The organism is Geodermatophilus amargosae, from assembly GCF_041028265.1.
GTDB lineage: Bacteria > Actinomycetota > Actinomycetes > Mycobacteriales > Geodermatophilaceae > Geodermatophilus > Geodermatophilus amargosae_A.
In genome coordinates this window covers 1-15893 of sequence record NZ_JABGCW010000017.1, presented here as the reverse complement: position 1 = coordinate 15893, position 15893 = coordinate 1, and the positions used below count along the sequence as shown (strand labels likewise).

At 75.9% G+C, this 15893-nt stretch carries 14 protein-coding genes; 8 read left to right on the top strand and 6 right to left on the bottom strand.

What is annotated here, in order from left to right; all coding sequences use genetic code 11:
• The first annotated feature begins 15 nt into the window (after positions 1 to 15).
• Positions 16 to 1269, top strand: coding sequence for an osmoprotectant NAGGN system M42 family peptidase (locus HLV61_RS19555; RefSeq protein ID WP_369258431.1), 1254 nt, complete (start codon positions 16 to 18; stop codon positions 1267 to 1269).
• Between the two features lie 19 nt (positions 1270 to 1288).
• Here the strand turns inward: HLV61_RS19555 and serC are convergent, their stop codons facing one another.
• On the bottom strand, positions 1289 to 2404 hold the full coding sequence (gene serC, locus HLV61_RS19550; RefSeq protein WP_369258429.1) for a phosphoserine transaminase: 1116 nt from the start codon (positions 2402 to 2404) through the stop codon (positions 1289 to 1291).
• A gap of 11 nt (positions 2405 to 2415) precedes the next feature.
• Positions 2416 to 3546, bottom strand: a complete 1131-nt coding sequence (locus HLV61_RS19545) for a citrate synthase 2 (protein ID WP_369258427.1) — start codon at positions 3544 to 3546, stop codon at positions 2416 to 2418.
• A 160-nt stretch (positions 3547 to 3706) separates the two neighbouring features.
• On the opposite strand from HLV61_RS19545, the gene pdxH reads away from it, so the two are divergent.
• Both pdxH and HLV61_RS19535 read left to right on the top strand, forming a co-directional pair.
• The gene (gene pdxH / locus HLV61_RS19540; protein ID WP_369258425.1) at positions 3707 to 4354 is read left to right on the top strand and encodes a pyridoxamine 5'-phosphate oxidase; all 648 of its coding nucleotides are present in this window, start codon (positions 3707 to 3709) and stop codon (positions 4352 to 4354) included.
• The gene (locus HLV61_RS19535) at positions 4351 to 5697 is read left to right on the top strand and encodes an MFS transporter (RefSeq protein WP_369258423.1); all 1347 of its coding nucleotides are present in this window, start codon (positions 4351 to 4353) and stop codon (positions 5695 to 5697) included. Before pdxH ends, HLV61_RS19535 begins: the two co-directional genes overlap by 4 nt.
• Here HLV61_RS19535 and HLV61_RS19530 read toward each other — a convergent pair.
• Positions 5694 to 6137, bottom strand: a complete 444-nt coding sequence (locus tag HLV61_RS19530; RefSeq protein WP_369258421.1) for an organic hydroperoxide resistance protein — start codon at positions 6135 to 6137, stop codon at positions 5694 to 5696. The two genes, HLV61_RS19535 and HLV61_RS19530, sit on opposite strands and share 4 nt — an antisense overlap.
• Positions 6138 to 6145: 8 nt before the next feature.
• Entirely contained in the window at positions 6146 to 6823 is a 678-nt protein-coding gene (locus HLV61_RS19525; protein ID WP_369258419.1) for a UdgX family uracil-DNA binding protein, read from the bottom strand.
• A gap of 88 nt (positions 6824 to 6911) precedes the next feature.
• On the opposite strand from HLV61_RS19525, the gene HLV61_RS19520 reads away from it, so the two are divergent.
• The 3 genes from HLV61_RS19520 (at position 6912) to HLV61_RS19510 (ending at position 10012) form a co-directional block, all read left to right on the top strand.
• Entirely contained in the window at positions 6912 to 7841 is a 930-nt protein-coding gene (locus HLV61_RS19520) for an ABC transporter ATP-binding protein (protein WP_369258417.1), read from the top strand.
• Positions 7838 to 9049: an ABC transporter permease gene (locus HLV61_RS19515; RefSeq protein WP_369258415.1), complete on the top strand. Its 1212-nt coding sequence runs from the start codon at positions 7838 to 7840 to the stop codon at positions 9047 to 9049. The genes HLV61_RS19520 and HLV61_RS19515 overlap by 4 nt, the downstream gene beginning before the upstream one ends.
• A gap of 102 nt (positions 9050 to 9151) precedes the next feature.
• A complete protein-coding gene (locus HLV61_RS19510) occupies positions 9152 to 10012 on the top strand; it encodes a tetratricopeptide repeat protein (RefSeq protein ID WP_369258413.1) in 861 nt (286 codons plus the stop codon).
• Between the two features lie 61 nt (positions 10013 to 10073).
• Here HLV61_RS19510 and HLV61_RS19505 read toward each other — a convergent pair whose 3' ends face one another.
• Positions 10074 to 11009: an SMP-30/gluconolactonase/LRE family protein gene (locus tag HLV61_RS19505; RefSeq protein WP_369258411.1), complete on the bottom strand. Its 936-nt coding sequence runs from the start codon at positions 11007 to 11009 to the stop codon at positions 10074 to 10076.
• Between the two features lie 23 nt (positions 11010 to 11032).
• On the opposite strand from HLV61_RS19505, the gene ppc reads away from it, so the two are divergent.
• Positions 11033 to 13840 (top strand): phosphoenolpyruvate carboxylase, encoded by a 2808-nt coding sequence (ppc, locus tag HLV61_RS19500; RefSeq protein ID WP_369258409.1) that lies wholly within the window; start codon positions 11033 to 11035, stop codon positions 13838 to 13840.
• A 13-nt stretch (positions 13841 to 13853) separates the two neighbouring features.
• Here the strand turns inward: ppc and HLV61_RS19495 are convergent, their stop codons facing one another.
• Positions 13854 to 14789 carry a glycosyltransferase gene (locus tag HLV61_RS19495; protein WP_369258407.1) on the bottom strand — a complete coding sequence of 312 codons (936 nt, stop codon included), beginning with the start codon at positions 14787 to 14789 and terminating at the stop codon, positions 13854 to 13856.
• A gap of 67 nt (positions 14790 to 14856) precedes the next feature.
• Between HLV61_RS19495 and HLV61_RS19490 the strand changes: the two genes are divergently transcribed.
• On the top strand, positions 14857 to 15893 hold a 1037-nt coding region (locus tag HLV61_RS19490; RefSeq protein WP_369258405.1), incomplete at its 3' end, for an inositol monophosphatase family protein.

Below are 15893 nucleotides of genomic sequence, written 5' to 3'. Positions count from 1 at the left end.
CTAGACTCCGCCCCCATGCTGACCGGCCCCCGGGACGACACCGGCCTCGTCCGCGACGACACCCGCGACGACGGCGAGCGCGACGCCCGCTTCCTGCCCTCTCCGGTCGACGCGGGCCAGAAGCGGCTGCCGATCGACATGGACTACGTGCAGCGCGTCATGCTCGAGATGCTCCACATCCCGAGCCCGTCGGGGCGGACCGACCACGTCATGCAGGTCATCGGCGGCGAGCTGCGCGACATGGGCCTGCACTTCGAGGTCACCCGCCGCGGGGCGCTCATCGCCGAGCTGCCCAGCCGCTCGCCCGGCGCCGACCGGACGGTGGTCGTGCACGCCGACACGATCGGCTGCATGGTCCGGGAGCTCAAGGACAACGGGCGGCTGGCGATCGTGCCGGTGGGGACGCACAGCGCCCGCTTCGCCGAGGGCGCCCGGGTGACGATCTTCAGCGACGACGTCTCCGGCGACTACTGGCACACCGGCACGATCCTGCCCAACAAGGCCAGCGGGCACCGCTTCGGCGACGAGGTCGACGAGCAGGGCGTCGGCTGGGACCACGTCGAGGTGCGGGTGGACGAGGTCGCGCACAGCCGCGCCGACCTCGAGCGCCGCGGCATCCAGGTCGGCGACTTCGTCGCGATCGACGCCCAGCCGGTGGTCACCGCCAGCGGCTTCGTCAACTCCCGCCACCTCGACGACAAGGCCGGCATCGCCGCGGCGCTCGGCGCGTTCAAGGCGATCGTCGACCACGGCGTCCAGGTGCCGGTGACGGCGCACCTGCTGGTCACCATCGCCGAGGAGGTCGGCCTGGGCGCCAGTCACGGCCTCGACGCCGACGTCGCCGAGCTCGTCTCCATCGACACCTCGGTGGTCGCGCCGGGGCAGGCGTCCTCCGAGCACTGCGTGAACATCGCGATGCAGGACTCCACCGGGCCCTTCGACTACCACCTCACCCGGCACCTGATCGACCTGTGCCGGGTGCACGAGGTGCCGCACCGCCGTGACGTCTACAAGTACTACCGGTCCGACGCCGCCTCGGCCCTGGAGGCCGGCGCGAACACCCGCGCGGCGCTCGTCGGCTTCGGCATCGACGGCAGCCACGGCAACGAGCGCACCCACCTGGACGGGATCCGCAGCACCGCCGAGCTCATCGCGCTCTACCTGCAGACGGACCTGACCTTCCGCAGCTGGGACCGCACGCCCACCGGCGACCTGCGGGACTTCCCGAGCACCGCCGTCCAGCCCGCCGACGGCGAGATCGCCCGCTGACGTGCGGTGAGGCGCGGGACTACAGCCGCTCGACGACGTGGTCGATGCAGGCGGTCAGCGCGCTGACGTCGTCGGGGTCGACGGCGGGGAACATGCCCACGCGCAGCTGGTTGCGGCCGAGCTTGCGGTAGGGCTCGACGTCGACCACGCCGTTGGCCCGCAGCACCTGCGCCACCCGCGCGGCGTCGACGGACGCGTCGAAGTCGACCGTCCCGACGACGAGGCTGCGCTGGGAGGGGTCGGCGACGAACGGCGTGGCGTACGGCGACTTCTCCGCCCACCCGTAGAGCCGGCCCGAGGAGTCCTGGGTGCGTGCCACGGCGCCGGAGAGGCCGCCGAGGCCGAGCAGCCAGCGCACCTGGTCGGCGAGCAGGAACAGCGTCGCCACCGCGGGGGTGTTGTACGTCTGGTCCTTCGCGGAGTTGTCGACGGCGGTCGCCAGGTCGAGGAACCCGGGGATCCACCGCCCGGACGCCTCGATCTCGGCCACCCGCTGCAGCGCCGCCGGGCTCATGAGCGCGATCCACAGCCCGCCGTCGGAGGCGAAGGACTTCTGCGGGGCGAAGTAGTAGGCGTCGGCCTGCGTGACGTCGACCGGCAGGCCGCCGGCGCCGCTGGTGGCGTCGACGAGCACCAGCGCGTCGTCGTCGGCGCCGGAGGGGCGCACCACCGGGGCCATGACCCCGGTCGAGGTCTCGTTGTGCGCCCACGCGTACGCGTCGACGCCCGGCTGACCCTGCGGCAGGGCCAGCGTCCCCGGCTGCCCCGTCACGACGACCGGCTCGTCGAGGAACGGCGCCCCGGCGACCCCGGAGGCGAACTTCGCCGAGAACTCGCCGTAGGTGCCGTGGGCGCTGCGCCGCCGGATCAGCCCGAACGCCGCGACGTCCCAGAAGGCCGTGCTCCCGCCGTTGCCGAGCACGACCTCGTACCCCTCGGGCAGGCCGAACAGCTCGGCGAGCCCCTCGCGCACCTGGCGGACCAGGCCCTTGACCGGGGCCTGGCGGTGGGAGGTGCCCATGAGCCCGGCCCCGTCGGTGACCAGTGCCTGCAGCGCCTCGGGGCGGACCTTGGAGGGTCCGCACCCGAAGCGGCCGTCGGCGGGCAGCAGGCCGGCGGGGATCTCGATGCTCATGGGCGCTCCGTTCAGGCGGGTGTGGCCTGGTCGACGGCCTTGACCGTGATGGTGTCGAAGCCCTCGACCTCCTCGGGCTTGCGCGCCGCCGGGCCCACGTAGCGGGCCGACGGGCGCACGAGGCGGCCGGTCTGCTTCTGCTCGAGGATGTGCGCGCACCAGCCGGCGGTGCGGGCACAGGTGAACATCGAGGTGAACATGTGGCTCGGGACCTCGGCGAAGTCGAGGACGATGGCCGCCCAGAACTCGACGTTGGTCTCGATCGGCCGGTCGGGACGCCGCTCGCGCAGCTCCTCGAGGGCCGCCTGCTCCAGCGCCAGCGCGGCGTCGAAGCGGGGGGCGCCCAGCTCCTTGGCGGCCTTGCGCAGGGTGCGGGCGCGGGGGTCCTCGGCACGGTAGACGCGGTGCCCGAAGCCCATGAGCCGCTCCTTGCGGTCCAGCAGGCCCTTCACGTACTTCTCCGCGTCACCCTCCTGCTCGACGCCGTCGAGCATGTGCAGCACGCGGGAGGGGGCGCCGCCGTGCAGCGGGCCCGACATGGCGCCGATGGCGCCGGACATCGCGGCGGCGACGTCGGCACCGGTGGAGGCGATGACGCGGGCGGTGAAGGTGGAGGCGTTCATGCCGTGCTCGGCGGCCGACGTCCAGTAGGCGTCGACGGCGGCGACGTGGCGGGGGTCGGGCTCGCCGCGCCAGCGGACCATGAACCGCTCGACGATGGTCGAGGCCTCGTCGATGCGGCTCTGCGGCACGGCGGGCGTGCCGATGCCGCGCGCGGACTGCGCCACGTAGGACAGCGCCATCACCGCGGCGCGGGCCAGCTGGTCGCGGGCCTCCTCGTCGCTGATGTCCAGCAGCGGGCGGTAGCCCCAGAAGGGGGCCAGCATCGCCAGGGCGGCCTGCACGTCGACGCGCACGTCGCCGCTGTGCACCGGGATCGGGAACGGCTCGGCCGGGGGCAGGCCGGGGCCGAACTTGCCGTCGACCAGCAGCGCCCAGACGTTGCCGAAGGTGATCTTGCCGACCAGGTCCTCGATGTCGACCCCGCGGTAGCGCAGGGACCCGCCGTCCTTGTCGGGCTCGGCGATCGTGGTCTCGAAGGCGATGACGCCCTCGAGGCCGGGTACGAAGTCGTCGGCCATCTCGCATGCTCCTCTGCGCGCGGACCTCGTGCCCGCACGTTCCGCGGCGCACGACTGCACCGCGACACTAGGCCCAGCGGTCCCCCTCGTCACACGGGGGGCTGCCGTCCAGCGGGAGGCGCCCGGCACCCCGCCGCGGCGGCGGTGTCAGCATGGCGGGGTGGCCGACCTCTCCCGCATGCGCAGGGACTACGACCGCCCGGGGCTGCGCGAGGAGGACCTCGCGCCCACCTGGGTCGAGCAGTTCGACCGCTGGTTCCGCGACGTCGTCGCCGCCGACGTCCCCGACCCGAACGCGGTGGTCGTGGCCACGGCCGACGCCGACGGCGCCCCGGACGCGCGGATCGTGCTGCTCAAGGGCTACGACGAGGCCGGCTTCGTCTTCGGCACCAGCTACGCCTCCGCCAAGGGCGCGCAGCTGGCCGCCAACCCGCGGGCGGCGCTGGTCTTCCCGTGGCACGCGCTGCAGCGCCAGGTGCGGGTGACCGGCACCGTCGAGCGCGTCGGCGACGGCGCCTCCGACGACCTGTGGGACCCCCGCCCGCGCGAGGCGCAGCTGGCCGCCGTCGCCTCGGTGCAGTCCACCGTCGTCGACGACCGCGAGGAGCTCGAGGCGCGGGTGCGGCGGCTCGACGAGGAGACGACGACGGAGAAGGTGCCGCGACCGCCGGTCTGGGGCGGCTACCGCGTGGTGCCGCACAGCATCGAGTTCTGGCAGGGCGGCCCGGGGCGGCTGCACGACCGGCTGCGCTTCGTCCGCGACGACGAGGAGGGCGGCGGCTGGGCGCTGCAGCGCCTGGCCCCGTGACCGCGCGGGAGACGCCCGGGGAGCAGCTGCCCGTCGATCCCGTCGAGGGGGCCGGGGGGGTCCCCGAGCCCGCGCCGGTGCGCCGCCGCTCCACGTCGTCGAGGGGCTGGGCGATCGACACCAGCCCGCTGCGCCACCCCGGCTACCGGCGGCTGTTCTGGGGCGTGGCGGCCACGATGCTCGGCCAGCAGATGACGCTGGTCGCCGTCCCGTTCCAGGTCTACGACCTCACCGGGTCCTCGCTGCTGGTGGGGGTCACCTCGATCGTCGCGCTGGTGCCGCTGGTCGTCTTCGGGCTGCTGGGGGGCGCGATCGCCGACGCCATGGACCGCCGCCGGCTCATGCTGGTCACCGGGGCCGGGTCGGCGGTGACCAGCGCGCTGCTGGCGGTGCAGGCGCTGCTGCCCGGCGGTGGGAACGTCTGGCTGCTGTGGGTGCTGGTCGCCGCGGTGTCGGGGTTCACCGCGGTCAACCAGCCGACCCGCAGCGCCGTGATCCCCGCGCTGGTCGGCACCGAGGGCGTCCCCGCGGCGAACGCGCTGGCCATGACCGTCCGCCAGGTCGGCGTCATCGCCGGGCCGCTGCTGGCCGGGGTGCTCATCAGCCTCGGCGACCTCTTCCTCGCCTACGCCGTCGACGCGCTCGGGTTCCTGGTCGCCGTCCTGCTGCTGCGCGGCCTGCCGCCGCTGCCGCCGGCCGGGCACACCGGCCCGCTGCGCCTGGGCGCCGCCGTCCGCGGCGTGGGGGAGGGCTTCACGTTCCTCCGCACCCAGCCGGTGCTGCTCATGACCTTCGTCGTGGACGTGGTCGCGATGCTGTTCGCCTGGCCGCAGGCGGTGTTCCCCGAGCTGTCGCAGACGCGCTTCGAGGGGTCCCCGAACGGCCTCGGGTGGCTGTTCGCCGGCGTCTCCGTCGGCGCCCTGCTCATGGGGCTGACGTCGGGATGGGTCTCGCGGGTCGACCGGCAGGGCGCCGTGGTGCTCGCCGCGATCGTGGTGTGGGGGGTCGCGATCGTCGGCTTCGGCCTGGCGTCCACCCTGTGGCTGGCCGTGCTCTGCCTGGCCGTCGCGGGCGCGGGCGACATGGTCAGCGCGGTGCTGCGCTCGTCGATGCTGCAGACCGCCGCGCCCGACGACATGCGCGGGCGGATGCAGGGCGTCTTCCTCGTCGTCGTCGCGGGCGGCCCGCGGCTGGGTGACCTGCGCGCCGGGGCGATCGCCAGCGCCGCGGGCGTGAGCGTGGCGATGGTCTCCGGCGGGATCGTCGTCGTGGTCGCGATGGCCGTCGTCGCGCTGGCGGTGCCCTCGTTCCTGCACTTCCGCGCGTCGCGGACGGCCGGCTAGCCGCCTGCGACGTGCAGGCCCACCTCGATGTTGCCGGCGGTGGCGCGCGAGTAGGGGCACACGGTGTGGGTGCGCTCCATCAGCGCCCGCGCCTGCTCCGCCTCCAGCGCGGGCAGGTGGCCGGTGAGGTCGACGCCGAGGCCGAAGTCACCGTCCCCGCCGCGCAGGAAGTGCACCCGCGCCGTGACCGACGAGCCCTCCAGCGCCCGCGGGGTCAGCCCCAGCGGCCTGAGCGCGAAGCGCATGGCGCTGTGGAAGCAGGCGGCGAACCCCGCGGCGAACAGCTGCTCGGGGTTGGTGCCCGGGCCGCCGTCGCCGCCCATCTCGGCGGGGCGGGACAGCTGCACCTGCAGCCGCCCGTCGGAGCTGGCGACCTCCCCGGTGCGCGCGCCGGTGGCCGTCGCCTGGGCGGTGTAGAGCGGGTCCACGGTGTCTCCCACGGGTGCTCCTACGCCAGGGCCCCGGCCACCACGCGCAGGTCGGCGACCAGCGCGTCGTAGGCCTTGGGGCGCTCCTCGTCGGGCACCCGCAGCACCGCCGAGGGGTGTGCGGTGGCCAGCATCCAGGTCTGCGCCGGGGCGTCCTCGTCGGGCTCGTCGTCGCCGAGCTCGGCCCGGGCGAGGCCCGGCGGCGTCCAGGGCATGAGCACGCCGCGCTCCTTGGTGATCCGGAACGACGGCGAGATGAGTGCCTTGGCCGCGGTCGCGCCCAGGCAGACGACGACCTCGGGCTTGAGCACCTCGAACTCCGCCTCGAGCCACGGCCGGCAGGCCCGGATGTGCTCCGCGCCCGGCGACTGGTGGATCCGCCGCTTGGGCGTGGGCGTGAACCGGAAGTGCTTGACGGCGTTGGTGACGTAGGCGTCGCCGCGCTCGATGCCGGCGTCGGCGAGCGCCCGGTCCAGCAGCCGGCCGGCCGGGCCGACGAACGGCTCGCCCCGGCGGTCCTCCTGGTCGCCGGGCTGCTCGCCGACGAACACGATCCGCGCGGTCTCCGGGCCCTCCCCGAACACGGTCTGGGTCGCCGGCTCCCACAGCTCGCACGCCCGGCACCCGGCCGCGGCCTGCCGCAGGCCGTCCAGCCCGACGCCCGACGGTGGGCTGGCGGGGACGTTGTCCTGGCTCATGCCCCGATGACACCGCAGGTCGGAGCCGGGCGCGAGGCGGGGACCGATAGCGTCGGCCGGGCACGGGTGGACTCTGGACGGAGGAGCAGTGCTCGAGTTCGACGGGCTCCACAAGAGCTACGGGGACAACCACGTGCTGGAGGGCGTCGGCTTCACCGTCGCCCCCGGCTCGATGTTCGGCTTCTGCGGGTCCAACGGGGCCGGGAAGACGACGACCATGCGCATCGCCATGGGCCTGGCCCGCGCCGACGCCGGGGAGGTGCGCTGGCGCGGCCGCCCCCTGGACGAGGAGGCTCGGCGGCGCATCGGCTACATGCCGGAGGAACGCGGGCTCTACCCGAAGATGCGGGTGGGCGAGCAGCTGGCCTACTTCGCGCGGCTGCACGGCCTGGACGCCGCCGCCGCGGCCCGCGCCGCCGAGGAGTGGTCGGGCCGCCTGGGCCTGGCCGAGCGGCGCGGCGACCCGGTCGAGAAGCTGTCGCTGGGCAACCAGCAGCGGGTGCAGCTGGCCGCGGCGCTGGTCAGCCGGCCCGAGGTGCTGATCCTCGACGAGCCGTTCAGCGGCCTGGACCCCGTCGGCGTCGACGCCCTGGCCGAGGCGCTGCTCGAGCAGTGCCGCGCCGGCGTGCCCGTCGTGTTCTCCAGCCACCAGCTCGACCTGGTCGAGCGCCTGTGCGACTCGGTCGGCATCCTCGCCCGCGGCCGGATGGTCGCCACCGGCACCGTCGAGGAGCTGCGGCGCCGCGAGTCCGGCCGCGTGCTGCGGGTCGTCGTGCCCGACGCCGCGCCGGGCTGGGCCGTCGCCGTCCCGGGCGTCCGGGTGGTGTCCGAGCAGGCCGGCGACACGCTGCTGGAACTCGCCGGGGACACCGACGACCAGCAGGTCCTGGCCGCCGCGCTGCGCACCGGCCGGGTCACCCACTTCGGCTGGCGCGAGGCCACGCTGGTCGAGCTGTTCCGCGAGGCCGTCGCCGACCCGGCGCAGCAGGCCGCGGCCCGCGAGGAGGTGGCGGCGTGAGCGCGCTCGCGAGCCCGTCCCGGGCACGGGGCAGCGCGCCGCTGTCGAGCGGGCAGCTGGTCCGCCTGGTCGCCGCGCGCGAGATCTCCACGCGCATCCGCGACAAGACGTTCATCGCCAGCTCGGTGCTGATGATCGTGCTGATCCTCGGCGTGCTGGTCTTCCAGGTCGTCGTCAACTCCGGTGGGGACACCAGCCGCATCGGCGTCGTCGGCGACCCCGGGCAGGTGGGCACCGCGCTCCAGGCGCAGGGCGAGGCCCTCGACCTCGACGTCGAGGTGGTCCGGTTCGACACCGACGACGCCGCACGGGCCGCCGTCGAGGACGAGGGCGTCGACGGCGCCCTGGTCGGCAGCGCGAGCGACCCCGAGCTCGTGGTCCGCGACCCCGACACCACCCTCGAGGCGGTCGTCTCCGGCGCGGTCGGGGCGGTGGCGCTCGGCGACGCGCTGGCGCAGGCCGGCGTCGACCCCTCCGACCTGCCGCAGGTCACGGTGACCGCGCTCGACGGCGACTCCGCGGCCGACACCCAGCGCACCGTGGTCGCCGTCGTCGGCGTCGTGGTGCTCTACAGCCTGCTCATCCTCTTCGCCCAGTTCGTCGCCCAGGGCGTCGTCGAGGAGAAGGCCAGCCGGGTGGTCGAGCTGCTGCTGGCCACGATGCGGCCGTGGCAGCTGCTGGCCGGGAAGATCCTCGGCCTCGGCGTCCTGGGCCTCGGCCAGATCGCCGTCATCGCCGCGATCGGGATCGGCGGGGCGCTCGCCTTCGACGTCGTGGACCTGCCCGGCGAGCTGGTCGGGACGGTGCTGTGGCTGCTGTTCTGGTTCGTGCTGGGCTACGCGCTGTTCGCCTCGCTGTTCGCCGTCGCCGCCTCGCTGGTGAGCCGGCAGGAGGACCTCGGCAGCGTGCTGACGCCGGCGTCGCTGGTGCTGGTGGCCGGCTTCATCGTCGCCATCCAGGCCGCCAGCGACCCGTCCGGGTCGCTGGCCGTGGTGACCTCCTACGTGCCGGGCCTGTCGCCGATGGTCATGCCGGTGCGGCAGGCGGCCGGCGACGTCGCGCTGTGGGAGGTCGGCGTCGCCGTCGTCCTCATGCTCGTGGCCATCGCGCTGGTCATCCGGCTGGGCGGGCGGGTCTACTCCGGGGCCCTGCTGCGCACCAGCGGGAAGACCAAGCTGCGGGAGGCGCTGCGGGCCGGGGAGACCTGATCCGGCGGGGGGACACCCGCCTGGACGAGCACCGGACACGTTGGGGTGACCTCACCCCGACGGAGGGCGTGTGCCCAGGTCAGCGCGGCCATCATCGTCGCCATGACCGAGGACCTGGACGCGCGCCTCTGGCGGCTGCAGGCCTCCGAGGACGCCGATGAGCTGATCGAGCTGGGCTGCGACCTCGCCGACGCCGGCCGGCAGACCGACGCCGAGTGGTGCTTCCGCCGCGCGGCGGAGCTCGGTGACGTCACCGGCTACTACGACCTGGGCAACAGCCTGGCCGCGCAGGAGCGCTGGGCCGAGGCCGTCGACGCCTACGAGGTCGCGCTGGCCGGTGGCGAGTTCGACGCCTGGCGCAACCTCGGGCTGGTGCTCGAGCAGCTCGGCGACCTCGCGGGGGCCATGGCCGCCTACCGGGGGGCCGCCGACGCCGGGGACACCGAGGGTGGGCTGCAGCTGGCCTTCCTCCTGCGCGACCAGGGGGAGCGCGAGCAGGCGCTGGCCGTCGCCGAGGAGCTCGCCGCGACCGGCGACGCCGAGGCCGACGCCGTCGCCGCGTGCTGGCAGTGGTGCGCCACCCTCGACCCCGTGCTCGAGGGGCGGCTGCGCGCCGGCGCCGCCCACTTCGCCGCCGCCCGCGCCGACCTCGCGGCGCTGCTGCTGCAGACCGGCCGCGCCGAGGAGGCCCGCTCGGTGCTCGAGCGCGGCGCCAAGCTCGGCGAGCAGGTGGCCTGGCTGCCGCTGGGCAACCTCTACCGCGAGCAGCTGGGCGACGACGAGGCGGCCGAGGAGGCCTACCGCGCCGGCATCCAGGCCGGGGACGCGTACTGCCACCACAACCTCGGCGTGCTCCTGGCCGACCGCGGCGACCTCGCCGGGGCCGCCGAGGAGTTCGAGCGCGGCGCCGCCGCCGGCGACCAGCTCGCCGCCGCCGCACTGGCTCTGCTGCAGGAGAGCTGAGTCGGCCCCACCGCAGGGGCCCGTCGCGAGCCTGCGAGGCGCGGGGGGCGGTGGGGTCCTCCTACTGGCGGAGGGCGGCCAGCGGGCCGCGGTAGGGGTTCGCCGGCGGGCCGGTCACGCCGGGGCGGACGGTGAACAGCCGGCCCGCCCCGTCCTCGTCCGCGTCGCCGTGCGCGGTGCTGACGACCAGCAGGCCGCGGTCCGGGCCGGCGAAGGCGCAGCTGGAGGTGTTGGCCACCGGCACCTCGACGACGGCGAGCAGCTCGCCCTCGGGGGACCAGCGGCGCACCTGGCCGCCGCCCCACATCGCCGTCCAGAGGCAGCCCTCGTCGTCGACGGTGAGCCCGTCGGCCACGCCGTCGGCGCCGCCGGTCTCCAGCAGCACCCGCCCGTTGCTCCACGCGCCGCTGCCCGGGTCGTGGTCGAAGGCGTGCACCAGCCCGGGGCCGGAGTCGGCGAGGTAGACGGTGCGGTCGTCGGGTGACCAGCCCAGGCCGTTGGACACGGTGAGGTCCTCGCGGACCGTGGTCACGGTGCCGTCGGTGTCCAGCCGGTAGAGGGCACCGGCGCCGGGGCGCTCGTCGAAGGCCATGGTCCCGGCGTAGAACCGGCCGGCGCGGTCGCACTTCGCGTCGTTCATGCGGGTGCCGCCGTCGACCTCGCCGCCGCCCTCGCCGGCCAGCACCAGCAGCACGCGGGCGGTGCCGTCGGCCGCCACGTGCGTGAACCCGCCGCCGGCGGCGGTCAGCCAGCCACCGGCCGCGGCGGGCACGACGGCGCCCACGGTGTCCCCGGCGCGCAGCGAGCCGGCGTCGGTGAGCGTGTCGCCGTCCAGGGTCGCCCGGCGGAACTGGCCGGCGGAGATGTCCACCCACAGCAGCTCGGAGCGGGCGGCGTCCCAGGTGGGGCCCTCGCCGTGGTCGGCGGGCGCGGGGTCGGCGGGGGTGGCGCGCAGCGTCAGCACGGCGGGCAGGTGCCCGCGACACCCGCCCGTCACACGGGGGACGGATACTGCGCCCCATGTCCGAAGCCACCGTCGACGTCGCCGACCTGCGCCTGCCCGGCCGCGATCCCGAGGGGGACGGCCGCGCCGACGACGCCCCGCTGCGCGACGACATCCGGCTGCTCGGCCGGGTGCTCGGGGAGGTCATCCGGGAGCAGACCGGCGACGACGTCCTCGACCTGGTCGAGTCCACCCGCGTGCAGGCCTTCGCCGTCCGCCGCTCCGAGACCGACCGCGCCGGGCTGGCCGCCCGCCTCGGCGACCTCGACGTCCGCGCGGCCAACCACGTCATCCGCGCGTTCAGCCACTTCTCGCTGCTGGCCAACCTCGCCGAGGACCTGCACCACGAGCGCCGCCGCCGGCACCACCGCCGGGCCGGGTCGCCGCCGCAGCCGGGCAGCCTCGCGGCCACCTTCGCGCTGCTGGACCGGGCCGGCCTGGACCCCGACGTCGTCGCGCGGGAGCTGGCCGGCGCGCTGGTCGTGCCGGTGGTCACCGCGCACCCCACCGAGGTGCGCCGCCGGACGATCTCGCAGGTGCAGCAGGAGGTCACCGAGCTCATCCGCGAGCGCGACCGGATGGCGCCGGGCGAGGTCGACGAGCAGCGGTGGTCCACGGCGCTGCAGCGCTCGGTGCTCACCCTCTGGCAGACGGCGCTGCTGCGGCTGTCGCGGCTGCGGCTGGCCGACGAGATCGACGAGGCGCTGCGCTACTACGACCTGTCGCTGTTCCGGGTCGTCCCCGAGATCAACGCCGACCTGCGCCGCGCGCTGGGGGAGCGCTGGCCCACCAGCGGGCTGCCCACCCAGCCGGTGCTGCAGCCCGGCTCGTGGATCGGCGGCGACCGCGACGGCAACCCGTTCGTCACCGCCGACGCCGTCCGCCGCGCCAGCACCCGCCAGGCCGAGACGGCGCTGGCCCACCACCTGTCCGAGCTGGTGGAGCTGCGCAGCGAGCTGTCGATGTCCGACCGGCTGGTCACCCCCACGCCGGACCTGTCGCGCCTGGCCGACGCCTCCCGCGACGACTCGCCGTTCCGCGCCGACGAGCCCTACCGCCGGGCGCTCACCGGCGTGCACGCGCGCCTGGCCGCCACCGCGCGACGGGTCCTCGGGCAGGTGCCCGGCGCTGTGCCGCACGCCGAGCTCGAGCCCTACGACAGCCCCGACGAGCTGATCGCCGACCTCGCCGTCGTCGACGCCTCGCTGCGCAGCCACGGCGCCGGCGCGCTCGCCGACGACCGGCTGGCCCGGCTGCGCGACGCCGTCGAGGTGTTCGGCTTCCACCTCGCCGGGCTGGACATGCGGCAGAACTCCGCCGTCCACGAGGAGGTCCTCGGCGAGCTGCTGGCCTGGGCCGGCGTCTGCCCCGGCTACGCGTCCCTCGACGAGGCCGCCCGGGTGGAGCTGCTGGCCGGGGAACTGCGGATGCGCCGGCCGCTGGTGCGCCCGGGCGCGGAGCTCTCCGAGCTGGCCCGCGGGGAGCTGGACCTGCTGGTGGCCGCCGCCGAGCAGGTGGCGCTGCTGGGGCCGCGGGCGGTCCCCAACTACGTGATCAGCATGTGCGAGTCGGTCAGCGACGTGCTGGAGGTCGCCGTCCTGCTCAAGGAGGTCGGCCTGCTCGACCCCGACGGCGAGGACGGGCCCACCTGCCCGGTCGGGATCTCGCCGCTGTTCGAGACGATCGGCGACCTGCAGGGCGCCGGCGAGACGATGACCGCCGTCCTGGCCCAGCCGGTCTACCGGGAGCTGGTCCGCAACCGCGGCGACGCGCAGGAGGTCATGCTCGGCTACTCCGACAGCAACAAGGACGGCGGCTACCTGGCCGCCAACTGGGCGCTGTACCGGGCCGAGCTGGCGCTGGTCGAGGTGGCCCGCGCCGAGGGCATCCGGCTGCGGCTGTTCCACGGCCGGGGCGGCACGGTCGGCCGCGGCGGCGGGCCCAGCTACGAGGCGATCCGCGCCCAGCCGCCCGGCGCGGTGGCGGGCGCGCTGCGGCTCACCGAGCAGGGCGAGGTCATCGCGGCCAAGTACGGCGAGCCCGACCTCGCCCGCCGCAACCTCGAGGCGCTGGTGGCCGCCACGCTGGAGGCCACGCTGCTCGACGTCGAGGGTCTCGGCGACGACGCCGAGGAGGCCTACGCGCTGCTCGACGACCTGGCCGCCCGCGCGCAGGACGCCTACCGGGCGCTGGTGCACGACACCCCCGGGTTCGTGGAGTGGTTCCGCGCCGCGACGCCGATCCGCGAGCTGGCCGAGCTCAACATCGGCAGCCGGCCGCCCTCGCGCAAGGCCGGCGACCGCATCTCCGACCTGCGCGCCATCCCGTGGGTGTTCAGCTGGTCGCAGGCGCGGATCATGCTGCCCGGCTGGTACGGCACCGGGTCGGCGCTGGAGTCCTGGATCGGCGACGACCCCGCCCGCCTGGACCGGCTGCGGGAGCTGCACCGGCGCTGGCCGTTCCTGCGCACGGTGCTGTCGAACATGGGGATGGTGCTGGCCAAGACCGACCTCGACCTGGCCGCGCGCTACGCCGGGCTGGTGCCCGACGAGGAGCTGCGCGCCCGGGTGTTCGACCAGATCACCGCCGAGCACGAGCGCAGCTGCCGGATGCTGCTCGCGGTCACCGGCGACGACACCCTGCTGGCCGACAACCCGTCCCTCGTCCGCTCGATCCGCAACCGCTTCCCCTACCTGGAGCCGCTGCACCACCTGCAGGTGGAGATGCTGCGGCGGCGGCGCACCGGCGACGACGACGAGCTGGTCCGGCGCAACATCCAGCTGACGATCAACGGGATCGCGACGGCGCTGCGCAACTCCGGCTGAGGCCGGGACCGGCTCAGGGGCAGGGGCCGAGCTCGACGGCGCCGCGGTGCCGCTGCAGCCACGCGGCCAGCCGGGCGCCGTCCCAGGGGCGGCGGCGGCGGGCGGCGGCCACCAGCAGCCCGCGCGGCAGCTCGAGGGTGGCCAGCGCGATGCCCGCGGCGCCGGGCCGGTCGCCGTCGCGCAGGTGCCGGGCCACGGCGCGCGGCCGCCGGGCGAGGAGGGTCGCGGCCTCCCGCACCGGCCGGGTGGCGTGCTGCGGGAGGAGCACCTGGACCGTCCGGCCGTAGTGCCACTCGCGCAGGAACACCGCGCGGGCGCCGCGGCCGTCCTTGCCGTGCCGGAAGCGGGTGTCGGGGACCCGCAGCAGCAGGTGACCGGCCGCGCGCAGCCGCCGGGAGGCGTCGCGGTCCTCGTTGTAGAAGAAGTACAGCGGGTCGAAGCCGCCGGCGGCCAGGAACTCCGCCCGGCGCACCAGCAGCGCGGTGCCGCCGAGCTCGCCGGCCGCGAACGGCGGGCCGGGCGGGTCGTCGTCCTCGCCGGGACCGTGCACCGCCGGGGCCGCCCACACCGCGCGGGGCTCGGCGTCGAGGACCTCCGCCAGGCGGCGCAGCATGCCCGGGTCCGGCTCGCCGTCGGAGTTGACCAGGGCCACGTACCGGCCGGCGCACGCGTCGAGGGCGAGGTCCATCGCGCGGGCGAAGCCGAGGTTGCGCGGCGAGCGCAGGAGCCACCGGTCGGCGTCTCGGTAGCAGGCGCGCAGGTGTCCGCGGGCGGCGGCCGAGGTCGCCGGCGCGGCGGCGTTCTCCACCATCATCGCCCGGCCGCGCCAGCCCGGGCCGGTGGCCGCCGACAGTGCCGCGTGGTGCCGCGCGAGCAGCTCCGGCGGCTCGCGGTGGACGAGGAGGACGACGTCGACGTCGTCGAGGGAGGTGCGCGCGGGAGCCGTCACCGTGGCGTCCTACCCGGGCGCCGCCGGTGGCCTACCTTGCGGGAGAGGCGGGCAGAGCGGGGGAGCGGTGGCGGAGACGATGCGGGTGGCGGCGTCGGGGGAGGACCTGCGCGCGGCGGCCCGGCTGCTCGGCGTGGGCCCGGCCGCGCTCGCCCCCGAGCTGCTCGACCCCGGCGCGCGGCTGCTGGTCGGCGACGGCGCGGCCGCGCACCTGCGGCGGCGCTGGACCGACGAGGGCACGACCGAGGCCGTCGTCGTGCACCGCTCCACGCACGTGACCGGCCGGGCGGGGCTGCTCGCCGTCGCCGCGGCCTGGGGCTGCTCGCAGGTGCGCGACGCCGGCACCGGCCGGGTGGTCGAGGTGGTCCCGCCCCCGGCCGACGCGCCGTTGACCGTGCGGTTCGCGCACCTCGCCGCGCTGGCCGCCACCCGGGTCGAGGTGGCCGTCGCGCTGGCCCGCGACACCGGCCGCGACGTGCGCAAGGACGACGGCAGCTGGTCGATGGCCGCCGACGAGGCCGCGCACGACGCCGCCGCCGGGACGCTGGCACCGCTCGGCGTCCCCGTGCTGTCGGAGGAGCGGCCCGACCCCGACGTGCCCGACGACGAGCCCTGGATCGTGCTCGACCCGCTGGACGGCACCGGCAACTTCCGCGCCGGGCTGCCGCCGTGGGCGTTCTCGGCGGGACTGGTGCACCGGGGCCGCCCGGTGGCCGGGCTCGTCGTCGACCTGTCCTCGGGGCGCCGCTGGGCCGGGACCGTGGACACCGGCGCGCAGCGCGACGGCGTGCCGGCGCGGGTACGCGAGGGCAGCACCGTCGTCGCGCCGTCCGGGCGGACCGTCCGGGTGCCCGCGACGGCGCACCGGGTGCGGGTGACCGGCTGCACCGCCGTCGACCTGTGCCTGGTCGCCGACGGGTCCGCCTCCGCCTGGCACGACCTGGACCGCAGCGGCACCCACGTGCACGACGTCGCCGGCGGGCTGGCGGTGCTGGCCGCCGCGGGCGGGGTGGCGCTGACCGACGACGGCGGGCCGCTGCACCTGCGGCCGGACACCGAGACGCTCATCCGGTTCGTGGCGGCGGCCTCCGAGCAGGGCGCGCG